This window comes from uncultured Tateyamaria sp. (assembly GCF_947504105.1).
In the GTDB taxonomy this organism is placed as follows: domain Bacteria; phylum Pseudomonadota; class Alphaproteobacteria; order Rhodobacterales; family Rhodobacteraceae; genus Tateyamaria.
In genome coordinates this window covers 1-15,189 of sequence record NZ_CANNGP010000063.1, presented here as the reverse complement: position 1 = coordinate 15,189, position 15,189 = coordinate 1, and the positions used below count along the sequence as shown (strand labels likewise).

General features: G+C 54.2%; 20 protein-coding genes and 1 pseudogene. 5 read left to right on the top strand and 16 right to left on the bottom strand.

Going from position 1 to position 15,189, the window contains the following annotated elements; translation table 11 throughout:
• Window positions 1-136: 136 nt before the first annotated feature.
• From Q1A75_RS21805 to Q1A75_RS21785, 5 genes are all read right to left on the bottom strand, one after another.
• Complete coding sequence (locus Q1A75_RS21805) at window positions 137-403, bottom strand: hypothetical protein (protein WP_299554579.1); 267 nt, start codon at window positions 401-403, stop codon at window positions 137-139.
• A 66-nt stretch (window positions 404-469) separates the two neighbouring features.
• The gene (locus Q1A75_RS21800; RefSeq protein ID WP_299554582.1) at window positions 470-889 is read right to left on the bottom strand and encodes a hypothetical protein; all 420 of its coding nucleotides are present in this window, start codon (window positions 887-889) and stop codon (window positions 470-472) included.
• A gap of 11 nt (window positions 890-900) precedes the next feature.
• Window positions 901-1,854 (bottom strand): hypothetical protein, encoded by a 954-nt coding sequence (locus Q1A75_RS21795; protein WP_299554585.1) that lies wholly within the window; start codon window positions 1,852-1,854, stop codon window positions 901-903.
• A gap of 16 nt (window positions 1,855-1,870) precedes the next feature.
• On the bottom strand, window positions 1,871-2,263 hold the full coding sequence (locus Q1A75_RS21790) for a hypothetical protein (RefSeq protein ID WP_299554588.1): 393 nt from the start codon (window positions 2,261-2,263) through the stop codon (window positions 1,871-1,873).
• The gene (locus tag Q1A75_RS21785) at window positions 2,260-2,439 is read right to left on the bottom strand and encodes a hypothetical protein (protein ID WP_299554591.1); all 180 of its coding nucleotides are present in this window, start codon (window positions 2,437-2,439) and stop codon (window positions 2,260-2,262) included. Before Q1A75_RS21785 ends, Q1A75_RS21790 begins: the two co-directional genes overlap by 4 nt.
• Before the next feature lie 208 nt (window positions 2,440-2,647).
• Here Q1A75_RS21785 and Q1A75_RS21780 point away from each other — a divergent pair, with 208 nt between their 5' ends.
• The 4 genes from Q1A75_RS21780 (at window position 2,648) to Q1A75_RS21765 (ending at window position 6,698) form a co-directional block, all read left to right on the top strand.
• The gene (locus Q1A75_RS21780) at window positions 2,648-3,469 is read left to right on the top strand and encodes a hypothetical protein (protein ID WP_299554594.1); all 822 of its coding nucleotides are present in this window, start codon (window positions 2,648-2,650) and stop codon (window positions 3,467-3,469) included.
• Window positions 3,470-3,565: 96 nt separating this feature from the next.
• Window positions 3,566-3,790 (top strand): hypothetical protein, encoded by a 225-nt coding sequence (locus Q1A75_RS21775; protein WP_299554597.1) that lies wholly within the window; start codon window positions 3,566-3,568, stop codon window positions 3,788-3,790.
• An 80-nt stretch (window positions 3,791-3,870) separates the two neighbouring features.
• Complete coding sequence (locus Q1A75_RS21770; RefSeq protein ID WP_299554600.1) at window positions 3,871-5,985, top strand: FHIPEP family type III secretion protein; 2,115 nt, start codon at window positions 3,871-3,873, stop codon at window positions 5,983-5,985.
• A gap of 44 nt (window positions 5,986-6,029) precedes the next feature.
• A complete protein-coding gene (locus Q1A75_RS21765; protein ID WP_299554603.1) occupies window positions 6,030-6,698 on the top strand; it encodes a hypothetical protein in 669 nt (222 codons plus the stop codon).
• Between the two features lie 18 nt (window positions 6,699-6,716).
• On the opposite strand, the gene Q1A75_RS21760 is transcribed toward Q1A75_RS21765, so the two are convergent.
• Genes Q1A75_RS21760 through sctJ form a run of 10 tightly spaced genes read right to left on the bottom strand, consistent with a single transcriptional unit; the run spans window position 6,717 to window position 14,378 of the window.
• The gene (locus tag Q1A75_RS21760) at window positions 6,717-7,760 is read right to left on the bottom strand and encodes an EscU/YscU/HrcU family type III secretion system export apparatus switch protein (protein ID WP_299554606.1); all 1,044 of its coding nucleotides are present in this window, start codon (window positions 7,758-7,760) and stop codon (window positions 6,717-6,719) included.
• The gene (locus tag Q1A75_RS21755) at window positions 7,757-8,569 is read right to left on the bottom strand and encodes a flagellar biosynthetic protein FliR (protein WP_299554609.1); all 813 of its coding nucleotides are present in this window, start codon (window positions 8,567-8,569) and stop codon (window positions 7,757-7,759) included. The genes Q1A75_RS21760 and Q1A75_RS21755 overlap by 4 nt, the downstream gene beginning before the upstream one ends.
• A 9-nt stretch (window positions 8,570-8,578) precedes the next feature.
• Window positions 8,579-8,845, bottom strand: a complete 267-nt coding sequence (locus tag Q1A75_RS21750; RefSeq protein WP_299554612.1) for a flagellar biosynthetic protein FliQ — start codon at window positions 8,843-8,845, stop codon at window positions 8,579-8,581.
• A gap of 5 nt (window positions 8,846-8,850) precedes the next feature.
• Window positions 8,851-9,495 (bottom strand): EscR/YscR/HrcR family type III secretion system export apparatus protein, encoded by a 645-nt coding sequence (locus Q1A75_RS21745; protein ID WP_299554615.1) that lies wholly within the window; start codon window positions 9,493-9,495, stop codon window positions 8,851-8,853.
• Window positions 9,496-9,499: 4 nt separating this feature from the next.
• Complete coding sequence (locus Q1A75_RS21740; RefSeq protein ID WP_299554618.1) at window positions 9,500-10,552, bottom strand: FliM/FliN family flagellar motor switch protein; 1,053 nt, start codon at window positions 10,550-10,552, stop codon at window positions 9,500-9,502.
• A gap of 1 nt (window position 10,553) precedes the next feature.
• Window positions 10,554-11,027 (bottom strand): hypothetical protein, encoded by a 474-nt coding sequence (locus Q1A75_RS21735; RefSeq protein WP_299554621.1) that lies wholly within the window; start codon window positions 11,025-11,027, stop codon window positions 10,554-10,556.
• Window positions 11,024-12,325 carry a FliI/YscN family ATPase gene (locus Q1A75_RS21730; RefSeq protein ID WP_299554624.1) on the bottom strand — a complete coding sequence of 434 codons (1,302 nt, stop codon included), beginning with the start codon at window positions 12,323-12,325 and terminating at the stop codon, window positions 11,024-11,026. Before Q1A75_RS21730 ends, Q1A75_RS21735 begins: the two co-directional genes overlap by 4 nt.
• A 14-nt stretch (window positions 12,326-12,339) precedes the next feature.
• On the bottom strand, window positions 12,340-12,999 hold the full coding sequence (locus tag Q1A75_RS21725) for a hypothetical protein (protein ID WP_299554626.1): 660 nt from the start codon (window positions 12,997-12,999) through the stop codon (window positions 12,340-12,342).
• A 3-nt stretch (window positions 13,000-13,002) separates the two neighbouring features.
• Window positions 13,003-13,578 carry a hypothetical protein gene (locus Q1A75_RS21720; protein ID WP_299554629.1) on the bottom strand — a complete coding sequence of 192 codons (576 nt, stop codon included), beginning with the start codon at window positions 13,576-13,578 and terminating at the stop codon, window positions 13,003-13,005.
• On the bottom strand, window positions 13,578-14,378 hold the full coding sequence (gene sctJ / locus Q1A75_RS21715; protein WP_299554632.1) for a type III secretion system inner membrane ring lipoprotein SctJ: 801 nt from the start codon (window positions 14,376-14,378) through the stop codon (window positions 13,578-13,580). The genes Q1A75_RS21720 and sctJ overlap by 1 nt, the downstream gene beginning before the upstream one ends.
• Before the next feature lie 334 nt (window positions 14,379-14,712).
• Here sctJ and Q1A75_RS21710 point away from each other — a divergent pair, with 334 nt between their 5' ends.
• Window positions 14,713-14,871, top strand: coding sequence for an integrase core domain-containing protein (locus Q1A75_RS21710; RefSeq protein ID WP_299554635.1), 159 nt, complete (start codon window positions 14,713-14,715; stop codon window positions 14,869-14,871).
• Window positions 14,872-14,880: 9 nt separating this feature from the next.
• Here Q1A75_RS21710 and Q1A75_RS21705 read toward each other — a convergent pair.
• Window positions 14,881-15,113 (bottom strand): annotated as a pseudogene (locus Q1A75_RS21705) (transposase); the annotation flags it as partial.
• Window positions 15,114-15,189 lie beyond the last annotated feature (76 nt).

The following is a 15,189-nucleotide window of genomic DNA, read 5'->3' as shown; positions in this document are numbered from 1 at the left end:
AAGATCAGACATGTTCACCGCTTTTTGCAGCCGTGAAACACGCCCCGCAGCGGAAATCAATGGGTCCTGAGCCTAGGCGCCGATACCGGTTTGTTACATTTTCGATGCAAGTGTACTACCAAGTAGCCCCTAAACGCTAAGACGAGCCAATGAAATTTGGATGATTCATTAAAGGAGAATTTTCAGCTATACGATAGCGAATTCTTAACCCTTCGGCGACCAGCGTATTTTGTTCCTTTAACTGTTCAATAGCACGAATTCCCCTTTCGAAATTCTTAGAATAAAATGCGCAGTACGCGATCAGCTCAAGTGTTCTTGGGCACTCAGGTTCCAGCCATTGAACAAGCTCTAGAAGGGCCATCGCTTTGCTGTGCTGGCCAAACAACAAGTGTGCTGCCGCCACGCTATGGATTATGTGAACGTCTTGCGGGAGTGTTCCTGAAAGCTTCGACGATGGCGTAGGCACTGCTCAACTCTCCTCTTGCTCGGTCCTAAGAATAAAAAGGTGCTCATACATCCGCGCCGCGCGGGACAAAATTGCGAGCCCCTCTTTCGCTCCGGCATTGTCCGACGTCGTCACTGGGCCTTCGAGTCGCCAAGCAAGCTCGGCAACTGCAAATGCGAATTTTCCTGTCTCGGTATTGCTCATCCGATTGATTTCATTTTCTAATACCGTATAAAGTGGGTCGGCTTGCCTAGCGCCAATCGGCGTCAGCTGTAGTTCGGGCGGTTGCCGCAGTGGAGTGTGGAGCTGAGCGAGATAGTTCACCTTCTGTTTTACTTCGGCGATCGTGTCGATCCGAATGTCGCCAGTCGCTGTCTCAAGTTTGCGCTCTGCGTTGCTGACCTCAACACTATTCTCAGTCTGATAATTGTCGACGCGGCTCACGCACAATCCCCTTAAAAGCTTACAACAATGGTCTCGTCATCGCGCTCAATTTCAAGCGTTTCGCTGCCGATTTTACGGATAATCCAGTTGTCATCAATTGGATCACCAAGGCCTATTTTATTGCCATCTGCCAAGACTAACATGGGGGTGGGGCCAAGCTCTATCGCAGCGATCAGCGGTAATTGCGGCAAGGATTGCATTTCTGAGATATCGCTAATTATGACAGCATCGCTTGCTGCTTCATCAATCTCTCTACGAATTTCATACCAGTCCTCCATTTTATCAGGAGGAAGCGATCCCGAAATCGATAGTGTGCCTGCAGCTAGCTGATCAACCTGAAGCTGGGAGGACAGACCCGCCTTGAGAATTAAAGCATTAACAACACGTTCAGAAGCTACTGTCCCATGAGGCTCAGAAGCGCCAATCGAAGGCTCGGAGTGCAGAATGAAAGACGACCCTGGTAGATTTGTAATGTAGAGATGAGCAGCAAACGCTGAAAACGCGACCAAAAGCAACAAGCGCATTATTGTCTGGCCTTTTCTCTGTGGATGCGACCGTTCTAAGCTGCCAGTTGATTGGAACCGTAGCAAAATCCCATTAAAATCAATCGCGCATGGCAGTCTTTCCGGTGCGGACTTTATGCCCGACTGGATCACTGCGCCATCAATCTGCAAATCGTCTCGTAAAGTTTTGACAGTGAGGAGCGGTCCGAACATCGAAGGCTCGCAGGCAAGGTGAGCCTCTTTCCCCAAAGCTTCATCATCAAGAAGCATGACGTCATTTGTTGGGTCGGGACCAACCGTAAAATCAGAAGTGTTAATTTCTGTCGACGTACCCGCCTGACTGCCACTGAGCACTTCGACAGTTAACGCCGGAGAAATGGCCGTAGTTGGAATAATCCACTGTAACTGTTTGTGGAGCTGAGACTTGGCAAGCCTGGTATGGGTTTTGAGCGTAATTGGCATAAGCGGGACTCTCGGATCACTGTGCCCTTAAAAGAGTTTCTATGTCGCGACCTGTACGTTTGGCGACGCTCCAAGCGACGCTGAAATTGGTCATCTCGACGTAGAGGCTACGGAAGCGTCCCATAACTTGTTCGATTTGGACATCCGCTGAACTTCTGGCATCACCTAAATGAGTTTCACTTGACCCGCGCTGAGCTACAAAGCTGTTCTGACCATTGTTGACCAAAAACGTATTGGGTCGCTCCGCCGGATTTGTTACATTCGAAGGGAATGTCACGGCTTTCTGGATCGCACCGTCGAAAGCTTGCGAGATCTCTTTCTGCCTGACAAAATCATCATGGCTCGACTGTGAAATGTCGGCAAGCTTGATGCCACCGACACCCTCAATACTGGACTCTCCTGTAGTCACTCTGTGCCTTCTTCGGGCATCATTTCCCGTTCTTCCTGTCGCATTTCCCTGAATATCTGCATGCCGAACATGATGCCGATTGATTTGATGACTTCCGCGTCGGCTTCGGGACTGAGCCCTAACCCGAGCGAACCAGCTCTTTCAGCAGGGTCTTTGCCAACTTCTGATCCGTTCATTTGGAATCTCCTTCTTGCAGGTTGCTCTCACAAGCACAGGCTGGCGTGTTCAGGTAGACACTCCAATCAGTAGAGCTACGGAGGTGAATGCGTAGCTTCGCGTCGGATCGCTGTAACTTCGCAAACGGCCTCCAAAGCGACGCGCGCTCTACTCCGTACGGCTTCGCATCAAATTCGAAAGTCTACCAAACTATGGATAATTCAATGGATGATTGTTGAAGGAGCCACCTTTGGTATGCCTGCAGACAGACAGCACTTTAAACTCTGGCCGACTTTTATCGTCATTTCATTGTTGCCGTTTGCGGTGGCCGCAGAGTCAGGCGAGTCAGCCTTTCGAAACGAGACAACGTTGGATCGACGGGCGCTCCATCAAAGTAGCCATGTAGCGCCATGGTCAGCAGTTTCTTTATCCAGCGTCCAAGAGATCCACGTCGTGGAGATAGACATTGGCTCGCTGGTGCGTCTGATAGCTGAGCATCACGGCCTAGTACCACAGGTGTCCAATCCTGTTGGCGGAACGGTAAAAAATGTTCATCTCCAGGGTGGCCTGGAGGCGATGATGACAACTCTGGCACAGCATAGTGACATTGATTGGTTCGTGTATGATGGAACGCTTTCCGTTACCCACTTGGATGAGACATCCACTCGATTCATTCCGCTCAACGGGTTGAAATTCGAAGATGCAGAGCAGCTTTTGGCGGAGGCCGACTTGGATGGCGCTGTTCGCTTCCGCCTCAGGCAGATCGCCAATGGCACCGCGATCCGGGTCTCGGGTCCACCGAGAGCCGTCGAAGTGGTCGAGGCATTGGTTTCACTCAGTACGGCCGAAGACGCCGGCGCGCCAACGCGCAATTCCATCGTGATCCGGCGAGGCACAGTTAAGTACGTCGAAATCTATGGTCAGGCGGCGGTTGCACAGATCGGCGATGATCGGCAAGCGGAAGGCGGCTTTGATCCGCCCGACCCAGCGACCAGGACTGGTCAGCATGAAGCAACAGATAGCCCCGATCCCCAGCCGTCTGACAACTAGGAGATACGAGATTCCCGCGCGGGTAATGAAACCTGTCCGGGTGTAAAGGCGATCAGAAAGTTTTTGACCGCCCCATCAAGGAAACTGAACTGGCACATGGTTCGGTATCTCATCAACCCTAAAATAGAGAGGAAAGACAAAATGAAAGGTCCAGACACAGCCGGCGATGGCGGCGGCACGAAAGGTGATGCCGCGCTGGCAAGAATTACCAATGAGCTTGAGGCGTTAAACGTCCGCATGGCTGAACAGCTACTAAAGAAAGCCAAACAGGTGATGCCTGCCGCAACCGCCAAGCAGGCTGCTGGTAACTCCAGCTCATAAACCTCTCAATTGCCAAGTGTCAGGGCGGATATCCCATTCCGCCCTGACAAATCCAACCCAAGCGTCAATGAGTTCCCGCCATGCGCAAGGATATTGCCCTCGTCGCTCTGATCGTCGCATCTCTCACGCTGATGGTCGTGCCGCTGAGCCCGACAACCATCGACCTCTTGTTGGCTGTTAACATGACGCTCGCCGTGTTTCTGTTGATGGTGGCTGTATATCTCAAACATCCATCGGACTTTTCCACCTTTCCATCGGTCATCTTAATCGGAACATCATTCCGCCTTGCCTTGTCTATCGGTACGACGCGTTTGATCCTGACGGAGGCTGAGGCGGGTGAGATCATCGAAACCTTCGGTGACTTCGTCGTTGCCGGTTCGGTTGCGGTTGGCCTGGTCATCTTTCTGATCATCACGGTGGTGCAATTCGTCGTCGTGACCAAGGGGGCGGAACGGGTGGCGGAGGTTGGTGCCCGCTTCGCACTGGACGCACTGCCCGGCAAACAGATGAGCATCGACGCGGAAGCCCGCGCGGGTAACCTTACTGCAGAACAAGCTGCGGAAAAACGCCAGCGCCTAGACCGGGACAGCCGGTTCTTCGGTGCGATGGACGGTGCGATGAAGTTCGTCAAAGGGGATGCGATAGCGGGTATAATCATTATCTGCATCAACCTGATCGGTGGTGTCGCGGTTGGTATGAGCGCACATGGCTATAGTTTTTCGGAAGCGATCGGAATTTTTTCACTTTTGACCGTAGGTGATGGGCTGGTTGCGCAAATCCCAGCCCTTCTTATGTCTCTTTGCGCAGGCATCATCGTGACACGAGCCGACGGCCAGGAAGGCAAGGATCTCGGTTCGGATATATCAGCCGAAATCATCGCCGACCCACGGGTCCCCGCAATCGGGGCACCCATCGTTATGGGGATCGGTCTGATCCCGGGGTTCCCAACAGCAATCTTTGCGGTAATGGCGGCGTTGATGCTGATTATCTCAATGGTGGTGCGGCGTACTCTGAGAGCTGGCGAAGAGGTGGAACGGGCAAAGGCTGAGGAGACAGAAGCCGAAGAAACGCCAGATGTTGGCGCGGAGCTTCCCGCTAGTGAACGCATCCGCTTGCGAATTGCCCCCGATTTGGCGGCCGTATTGGACCTGACGCTGATTGAGCGACAGATGTCAGAGCATCTGGCGATGCTTTATAAAATCCGCGGTGTCCGCTTTGCCCGCCCAATTGTAGACGTGTGCGATCTTGCAAGCCCGCGGAGCATCGTCATCGACATAGACGAAGTCCCCATTCATCAAGACACGCTACCAGAAGGCAAAATTCTGGTTATTGGTCAGGAAACGTCGGGGCTTTCCCAAGTGCTGGACATCGATGATGCGCAGAGCTGGCAGGTGATTGATGGGATATGGTTGCCCAAGAACGTACTTGGACCGCTTTCCAAGCTTGAGATTGCTACAAGCGAAGCCGAGGAGGGGATCGCCTGCCTGACGTTCCGTATCTATGAGCAAAATCTGGGACCGCTCTTCTCCCAGGCTGTCTTTATGGTTCTTATGGAGGAAGCACGCAGCGCCGAACCCGATCTAATGCAGAAGATTGAAGAGGAAATCGATGACGGGGCGCTACACAAGATGTTCCGCTATCTGATCGAAGACGGTGTCCCCCTGCGGCCGCTGCCGCTTTTGGTTTCGTCGATCCGCTATTGGCTGACCACGCTGGACGCGATTACGCCTGTGGTTCTCGCCGAATGCTTGCGCGGCTCAATGAAACGGCAACTCTGCCACCAAATTGCAGGTGCGGACCGCCTGTTGGGATTGGCGCTGCTCGATCCAGGTCTGGAGGCCGATATCCGCAGTGGGCTGGCTGAATCGCGGAACACAAGCGGTGATGAGGCACTAGGTGGCTTGGCACTGCTTCCTGATGCCAATGAACGCCTGCTTGTGGCGATCCGACATCTGAGAAACAGAAAGACAAACGATGGTCGTCAGATCGCGCTTGTCGTGGCTGCGGAGCTCAGACGCCGTCTGCGCAATCATCTGGCCGCCAACAACATTCATCTTGCAGTTCTTGCGCCGCACGAGATCGCGAACGAGATTACGACATTCCCGCTCGATCTTGTTGGGTGGGAGGCGCCCGATACGACCAAAGCTTCGGGTAGCAGATCGGCCGACAGACCTAAGTTCACGGCAGCCGTCTAGTAGCTGCGCCATCACCTTTGAGAGGCAAAATGCACGGAGATTTCTTGAGTGAGAAGACTGGTTCACAAGATGATGACGATCTGGAGTACGGCCCGGTCATCTCCCTGCCAAAGAAAATTGGGGCGCCCACCACCCACAAGCGGGTTGGCCGTTCGATGCGCCGTCCACCCGGGCCCAGCCTAGATGACGGGCCTGGCGACTCTGCCGTCAGCACTGAAGAGACGCCAGAAGATCTGGGCACGGCTCTGATTGAGAGCATCCGCGACATCCTGAAAACCCGTAAGGGGCTCGAAGATCTGGGAACCGGGCTGGATGGTCGCTCAGCTGCCGATCGCAGTGTCGAAGAGCTTGAGCGTCTGGACCGGATCGGAACGCAACTGAAGGAAGAGAGGACTTTCGAAGCAAAGATTTTTGCCGTTCCGTGTGGTCGAAAAAACCGCTTGTGCTTTGCCGATGGTCAGTCAGTCGAGGTCTCACTCGTCCCCCGGCAAAGAACAGTTTGGGTGAGCATTGGACATAATCGCGCCATTGCAGTTGCCAGTGACCTCCCGGTCTATACCCGTACCGACGAGGCTCTCAGAACCTTGTCAGATGAGGTCGAGGCTGTGGCAGCCGAAAATTGCGTGGCAATCCGGCCGGGCGGGGTTCTGGCCTGGTTCAGGGAAGTTGCCCTTCGGCTGGAGAACCGTTTTGGTCAGCCCCCCACGCTCTGATGGCACGCCCCATATAGCCTATTGTGGGAACATCTTCTGGACCGCCACTACGAATGAAGAGAAAGCCTGTTCGTTGAGTACATCGCCCGGTGCGGTTGAGAAGCCCGCGCGGGCCAGCTCCTCATGCTCTTGTTCAGGCCAACCAACACCGGCAACATGCATCCGCAAGCGCTGACTTTCCTCAGCAGTCCCAGCCCTGGCCATGACATGTGGTAAAGCCACCTCGGGCGGTCGGAACTCTATGGCGACAGCGATATCCCCGAAAAAGAAACACATTGTCGCGTTGTCCAGATTGGGCTTGCGTTGCGGCTGGTCTGCCTCTCGCATGCGACGGCGACGTTCCTGCCGGATTTCCGGCGCACCGAATTGATCCTTGCGTTCTTTCTTGCGCTCGGTATCTGTCATTTTCTGTTCATGAAGAAATAACTTGCGTTGGATGATCATATCGATCCCAGCGACCAACAGCAGCAACACGATCGCGCCGATGATAAGAACGCGGAATACCGGCACCAAACGGTTGGCAAAGCACGCCCCCTCACAGGCCCAATTGCCGGTAAACTCAACAACCGGCCAAAAGCCGAGCAGCGCAGCGAAAGCCAGCCAAATGCATATGCGCACGGTTGAAATTGGCGTCTCGATCAAGCCGCGCCGCCCATAAATACGCTTGAAACCCGAAGATGGTGACACCCGTGACATCTGAGGCGTGATCGGCTTCATGGCAAAGATGAAACCCTTGTTGTAGATAATTGCCGTCAGGAAAGCGGCGACAATTGAAATCCCCAGGACCGGTAGCAGCACAACCAGCACTGCTTGGCCCAATGTGCTCACGCTGGCGTCGCGCGCTTCGTCAAAAGGCAGGTTGATCTGCCCAATAGACATCTCGACCATTGATCGCATTTTTTTCCAGATTTGACCCGCGCTGCTGAAAAGCAGCGCGACCCCAAGAGCACATGCAAGAAAGCCTGCACTTTCATGACTGTTTGCTACTGATCCTTTCTCACGCTGTTTTCGCAGCTTTGTTTCCGATGCGTCGTGCTTTTTGGCCTCTGATCCGCCGCTCATCGGAAGAACCCCTGCAGAATTGGAAACGCTTCAACGGTTTCGTCGGCGCGGGCATGTGACATTTGCCAGATGAGCCACATGATCAATGGCATCGTCAGTACAGTCGCGAGATTCTTCAGTGGAAAGGCCAAATCATAGACATTAAAGCGTCGCCCTAGCCGCCCCGCGATCGCAACCGAAAGTTCGATGACCACCAGCATTGCAAGCAGTGGGAGTGCCATGCTGAACGCGGTGAAAAGTGTGCGTGTCAGTATGTCAACAGCCCGCATCGCGGCGGAGAGGTCAAGCACAGGAAAGCCAGAGTTAAGCGGCCATATACCGTAAGTTGCATAAAGGCTTTGGATCAGCTTCTCGAAGCCTCCGAGACTAAAAAATGCAAAGAAACCTACGACCAAGTATGCGGTCGAAAATGTGTGAAGTGTGCCCCCGGTTGGATCCTGATTACCGGTGTCGTTTTCGCCGCGGAACGTGTCTGTCACTGCGCCAGCATACTGCAAGGCGAAAAACGGCATGGAAGCCAGCAAACCAAGAGCATAACCAATCGCGAATTCCTTGAGCGCAATTGGAAGAAATTGCAGTGTGGAGGTCAGCTGGATCAAGCGCTCGAATTCGGTTGTGTGAGCGGCCAGAGTAGGTAGTGCCAATGCAATTGCCACTGCGATCCGCATTGTCATTGCACCACGCAGTGCCCAAACAAAGGCCAGGAAGCTGAACAGCATTCCGAAGGGGCGCAGAACCATCAGAACTAGGACTGGGTATGCCGCGGTGATACCAGCATCCGAAAGAAGAATGACAATCTCGTCCAGCATGACAATGTCCTATCGTGCTAGGACGTGAAAATTTTCGAAGATGTCGACGGTCGATATCATCAAGGGTCCGGTCAGGCGGGCGCCAAATATGAGAAGTACTATCACCACGGCCGAGATTTTGATCGTCTGCGACAGGGTCTGATCCTGGATCTGGGTTACAGCCTGAAAGAAAGCCACAATGAATCCAGACACCGTTGCGATGAGAAGCGGTACACCGGCCAGAATAGCCACATCGACCATGAACGACACCAGGAGGGATGAAAATGAAGACTCCATTTATGTCAGGCGCCTCCGTAGCTTAGGATAAGTCCTTCGACCAGTCGGGCCCAGCCATCGACGAAAACGAAGGTCAACAGCTTGAACGGCGTGGCGATGATATTCGGCTGTACCATCTGCATCCCCAGGGCCATCAGGATCGCAGTAACTGCAAGATCGATCGCTACGAAAGGCAGATAGATGAGAAAGCCCATGCGAAATGCCTCGGTTAGCTCGGAAACCATGAACGCTGGTACCTGGATTATGAAATCCTCCCGGCTACCCGTAATCCCTGAACCGGCCCAAAGATCCTTTGAAACGGTGATGAAAAACTCCAGATGCTGCTCATTCACATTGCCAAGAATAAACTTCTGAAACGGTGCAATTCCGATCTGCCAGAGACGAATTAATCCTGTGGGAGTTGAGAGATTTTCATCTGCTTGTGACAAAGCGCTCAGCGATGCGGAGAACACCGGCATCGAGATAAAAACCGCCGTAAATCCGGCAAGGGCCATGAGCACCATATTTGATGGCACCTGTTGTAAACCAAGTGCCTGCCTGATGATCATGAACACCACCGACAGCTTTATGAACGACGTCAGCGTCAGCACCGCCAAAACCATGAACCCAGCAAGGAAGCTGATAATGATCGGTGTTGTAAGGCTTTCCATTGCCTCAGCCGATCTCGGTCAGCCTTACGGCGATTTTGCCGTCTATGCGAACAAGGTCGCCCCTCCCAAATGGCTTGCCGTTCGCCAAAAGACCGACAGAGTTCGGCAGTTCTTCGGCAAAGGGCAAGATGCTGCCTGCCTCCATCTTACGCAGTTCGGCGAGCGTAAGGGTCGTTGCGGCCAGTTCAATCCTGACGGTCACAGGCAAAGCCGCGGTTCCTTGTTGGTCGGTCTGGCTCATAGTTGGCATCAGTGCCTCCTGAGGTCTATCGGTCGAATTAAAGGATGAGAAGTTCCGGGTCAGACGAAAGCCGCGCATATTGTGCCGCGCGTTCGCGATGAGATTGTCAGCAACTAACAACTCGGCCCATCTAAGGGCCACCCAGTCCCGTTCGAGCAGAAAACCTCCGCCGATTTGGACATTGTTCAGATCTTCCTGCGTCGATGAAAAGGCCGGGCCAAGAAGCTGCGCGGTAAAGGGGATGTCACGCAGGTCTGGGGGCTTGACCGGGGCTTGCCCCTCAACCAACTTGTCAACCAGTTGCGTCAGCAGATGAGGTTCGCTGGATAGTCCTATGATCCTCGTTTCTTCAACGCCGAAAGTAACGGATAAACAAAGGTCCGGATCAGTAGCAAGGTCTTCAGACGGATCGACCGTTTCGATCCTCAGAAGGCTTTCAAACTCAACATCAACCGATGCAAATGATGGCGCCAGAAGATGTTCAAGCACCATTGCAACGGTGGTCCGATCATAGCCCTGCCATTCGTCCTCAATCCCATGGAGCTTCATAAACATGCCGGGAACATCATCGGGTAGGAATGCTCGAACCACGTTCTCACCGAAACGCAGATCGACAATGAGCGGCGGCCTCTCGTCCAAGCGGAAAGGACCGGCAATCACAACGTTCTGGCCTGCTATATTGCAGCTGTAATTGCCTGATCTTTGGAATATACGACGCTCCGCGTCCGCCACCTCTGACGAAAGTTCCGGCAATTCGGGCCAACGCAAAGGTTCTGCCCGACTAGTGTCGCGGCTGATCCCATTGTGAATGTTCATACTACTCCCTATTCATCCATATTTCCTGGATCTCTTCCTCCTCGGCCTCAACTTCGTGCAACCGAAGCTGATCAAGGGTGCGGTCCAGCAACTCAGACCTCTGCGAGAGGCGTTGCTCAGCCAACAGAAGCCCCTGTGCAGCTCGCCTCCGCTGTTCAACTGCCTGCTGATGGCGTTCGGCAAGCCGTTCTGCGCGGATTGCACTGGCCACTGCTTTGCGTTCGGTGTGATGATGCCCAAGCGCCAAGCTTTCGAGGACTATCGCAGCCCCAACGCTCAGATCAGCTGCCGCTAATTGTCGGACGATATACACTGCGGCTTCGCGATTTGCTGCGCTCTGCATGGCACGGCCATCTTCGACCAGATTGGCACGCTGGCGTTCCCAATTCACAGCTACTTGCATCCGACGATGCGCCAATCGTTGCCGTATCTCGCACACGCGTCGGATGTTTTTTAATTGCATGGCATGTTTCATGGCGCGGCTTTCTGCATCGCGGAGACGATGCGACCAAAAGGCAATCTTTCGCTCACAGATTGCTGTAAAAAGGTATCGATCGAGTCCTTGGCTGCAATCGCCGCATCGGCTTCTGGATCGCCGCCAGAATCGTATTCGCCAATTTGCAGCAGGAGTTCGATCTCACGGTACTTGGCCAGACGGGCTCTTAGCCGCGACGCTGACACGTTATGCTCATGAGACACTATCGAACTCATGCAGCGGCTAAGACTCTCAAGAACATCTAGCGCGGGGTAATGGCCCTTTTCGGCAAGCGAACGGCGTAGTAAAAAATGGCCGTCCGTCAGACTTTTGACTTCTTCGGCAATCGGGTCGGCTTGCTTCTCATCCTCCAGCAGAACGGTGTAGAGTGCTGTAATATCACCTTTGGTATGGCGACCTGCTCGCTCGATGATGGCGGGTAAAGCCGGATAGACCGACGCTGGAAACCCACGCCGGGTTGGCGCCTCTCCTGCCGCGAGACCAATCTCGCGCAGCGCGCGTGCAGTACGGGTAAGACTGTCGACTAGCAATAGAACCGACAATCCCTCATCACGAAAACCCTCGGCCACCGCAGTCGCGCTATGGGCGCAGAGCGCACGTTCAGTCGCCGGGCGATCAGAAGTAGCGGCTACCACGACTACGCGATTGCGCGCTTTGGACGGCAAGTCCCTTTCAACGAACTCACGCACCTCCCGGCCACGTTCACCGACGAGACCGATCACAATCACGTCTGCGGCGGTGTGGCGTGAGATCGCTTCGATAAGTGCCGATTTGCCAGCGCCCGGAGGACCAAAGACACCGACTCGTTGGCCCCGCCCTAGTGTCATTGTTCCGTCGATGGCCCGAATTCCCGTCGGTAGTGGCTTGTCGATCAAAGGCCGCTCCATAGGCGGGGGTACGGAACCTTTGATGGGCCGCAGAGCTATTCCGACTGACAGCTGTCCAAGGCCATCTATCGGCATACCGAACGCATCAATCACTCGGCCAAGCAGCTCCTTTCCAACCGGAATGTTTAGTTCATCTGAGCTTTGTGAAACAACTGCACCGGCTGAGATTCCCTCAACGGAACCAAACGGGCAAAGCACGACGTCGTCATCTTCAATCCCGATTACTTCCGCCAACAGATTGGCACATCCAGCCTGCCGAACCTCGCATATGGTCCCTTGGGAAAGCCCCGCGAATGCAGCACGCATAACAGTGCCATGCACCTGCGTGAGCCGACCATACCGGCGGCGTGGATTGAAACGCTCCAAACCCTCACCGATTTTGGTCAACATGTGCGGCAAGCTGGTCACTGGGTCGCAACTGACTGATCGCTCAGACGCTCCAGTTCGCTGCGGATCGCCTCGATTTGAGCCGCGATTCCAATCTCGACAAATCCGCCCCGACCCTCAAGATGCACCGTCCCTTCCGACAGCCCTGCGTCAGGCACGACCTCTGCGACAGCGGCGAAATGGGCGGGATGGGCGGCGACAAGATCGGCTACTGTGGTGTGATCGGTCGCTGCGAACCGAAGGCTAAGCGCGTTCCGGGACTTCAACTCTGCCACTGCCACTGCCACGGTCGCGGCGAGGACTTCAGCTGGGTCAAGTTGTCCGACGATCCTGCGTAAACAGGTCTCGACCAGATCGACCAACCATGGTGTGACGGCCACGACCTCATCCTGAAAGCGGGCTGCATGACCCATAACCGCTACTGCCTCTGCAGCGTGCGCGGCGATCGTCTCTTGGTCGACTGCCGCTCGAAACTCGGTTTCCTCTACCTTGTATCTGCGCTCTTCGAACTCGGCGACGCGCGCAGCCAAATCAGTTTCCTGAACTTCCAAAGCTGCGCGGGCATCCGCAATAATATGCGCTGCAACGGCTTTGGCCCGAGTTACACAGCTTATGGCCTGGTCAAACTCGTCGGGCGTGACGGGTGTTGCATGACAGGTAGTATTCGCCGGGTCCAAGAGTCAATCTCCGCAGATGTCGGCATCGTCAAGAACGCGAGCGACGAGTCGGGCGCGCGTCTCGGAGCCTTCTGGCAGATCTAGCCGCAAGGTCAGGCGCAACTGCTCCGCAACGGTTGTCTCAGGTCGCTGATCGAGCCATGCACACACGCAACCAGCGCCCTCGCGCCGGTAATCGGGTGACACAGGAAGTGCCCCGATTTCAGCTGAGGCCGCATGGTTGCGGTAGTTCAGCACAAGGCGCAGACCACGCCGATCATCCAGGCCGTAGTCCGACCGCCCGGCTGGTGTCAGAATGCGATCCGTCAGCACGGGCGCAAACCATAGCTGGCCAATTCGGGTCAGAAGCGCGTCGTTCAGGCAGTTGTTCAAACGTATCAACGAAACATCAACCCGCTGATCAATGGGGGAAGGCGCAGTCTTGCAAAGCAGTAGGTTCAAGATCCGCTCTGCAAACCGTTCGCTACCCAGGATCGCCTCGCGCAAGGTGGAATTGCCAATATCATTCAGCACTCTGGTCATCCAGTCGGGATGGATCTCGCGCGGTTTGGCGTCCGGGTGAATACGGATGGAGGTCATCACTCCGTCCCCAGACCAGTCGATTTGTTGGCAGGAGAAGACCGATTGCGGAACCGACCCATGCGCCGTTGCTGCAAATACATGAGAAGCCCGGCTAATGCTAAACTTAGCATACCGATGAGCGGCAGAATCCAATTGGTGATTGTTTCGGTGTCCGCGGGTAGCAGAGCAATGGGCGTCACCAGGCCAGCTTCAAGGATCTCCTCACCACTTTCTACCGGCTCGTTCAGAGTAACGGAAGGACCTGCGGCGAGGAACAGTGCCACCGCTACATTATCGTAATCAAGGTTAGGCACCGAATGTGCCACGATTGTCTTGATCTTTGAAATCTCAGTTCGAGTGTCGAATTCGTGCTCGTGATTGATCACTACCGAGGCACTGGCTGGCGACGGCTCAGTTGCATATCGATCCTTGGGCGGTGCTGTTACCAGAACCCGCGCCGATTTGACGCCTCCGATCAAATTGATCGTTTTCGACAACTCCTCATTCATCGCGTGTATGTATCTTACGTGTTGTTCGAACGGTGTTCCGACAATTCCCTCTGCCGCGAATACCTCGCCCAGAGATTGGAATTTGGGTCGGGGAAAACCCTTGCTACGTAGCAGTGTGGTCGCTGCCGCAATTTCGTCCGCGGAGACAAGTACTGCATAAATGTTGTCTTTGTCACGCTCACGATCTGCCGAGAGTCCGGAGGCAGCCAGAACCGCTACCATTTCGTTCGCTTCTGTTTCCGCAAGCCCCGAAAATAGAACTTCTTTGCACCCAGCAAGAGTGAAGCACCAAATGGTGATCAATACCATTTTTCTGGCATTCTGGATTACGGATAGCACGACCGAACTCCGACTGATCAACTCTGGCGGAATATTGAAGAGAACCACGCTCAGGGTCACTACGAGCGAGTACGTAAATCTTCTGTCGGCCAGTATCAGAGCACGTATTCTAACGTATTATCGGGATGATAAAGACGGCGAGAGCAGTATTCTCGCCCTTCCATAGTCTTCAGTCGACTGTAGAATCAAAACATGATCGACAATTATTTCATGACGGTGACCAGATACGGAAAACCATGGCGCATCGGCAGGTACGTCAGTGTCCGAATTTCGGGAGGGTAGCTCGGGTTACACATAGGAAAACATATACTGCGAGAGCTTTAGCAGTTTGAGGGCGGCACACATCGTGGTTGAGCAATGGCGTATCCGCTACAACACCATCGCGCCACAAAGCGCCTTGCGATATCAATCACCCAGACGCGAAAGTATTGTGCCGATGGACCAAAGACCCATAATGCACTAGGATCCGGGTTCATAACCAATGGATGACGGTTGCAGCGAGGGCGATGGGCGAGAGGAGGGCTTTTGGGCATCGGTCGTATCGAGTTGCTAGTCCTTGAGTCTGCCGAACATGATTTCAATCCAGTTGCACCGTTTGAATCGGCGCTTGTCGTATTTGACAGTTGTCTTGAGCTGTTTTCGACCGAGAATCCACACGCGTATCCCTTTGTCTTTCAATGCTTCTCTGAACCAAACGGCATCATAGAGGTGGTCGCGGAATTTCGGACCGGTCGTTAAGGTGGATCGCATGATGAAAGTGACGATCCAGAATGAAGAAACG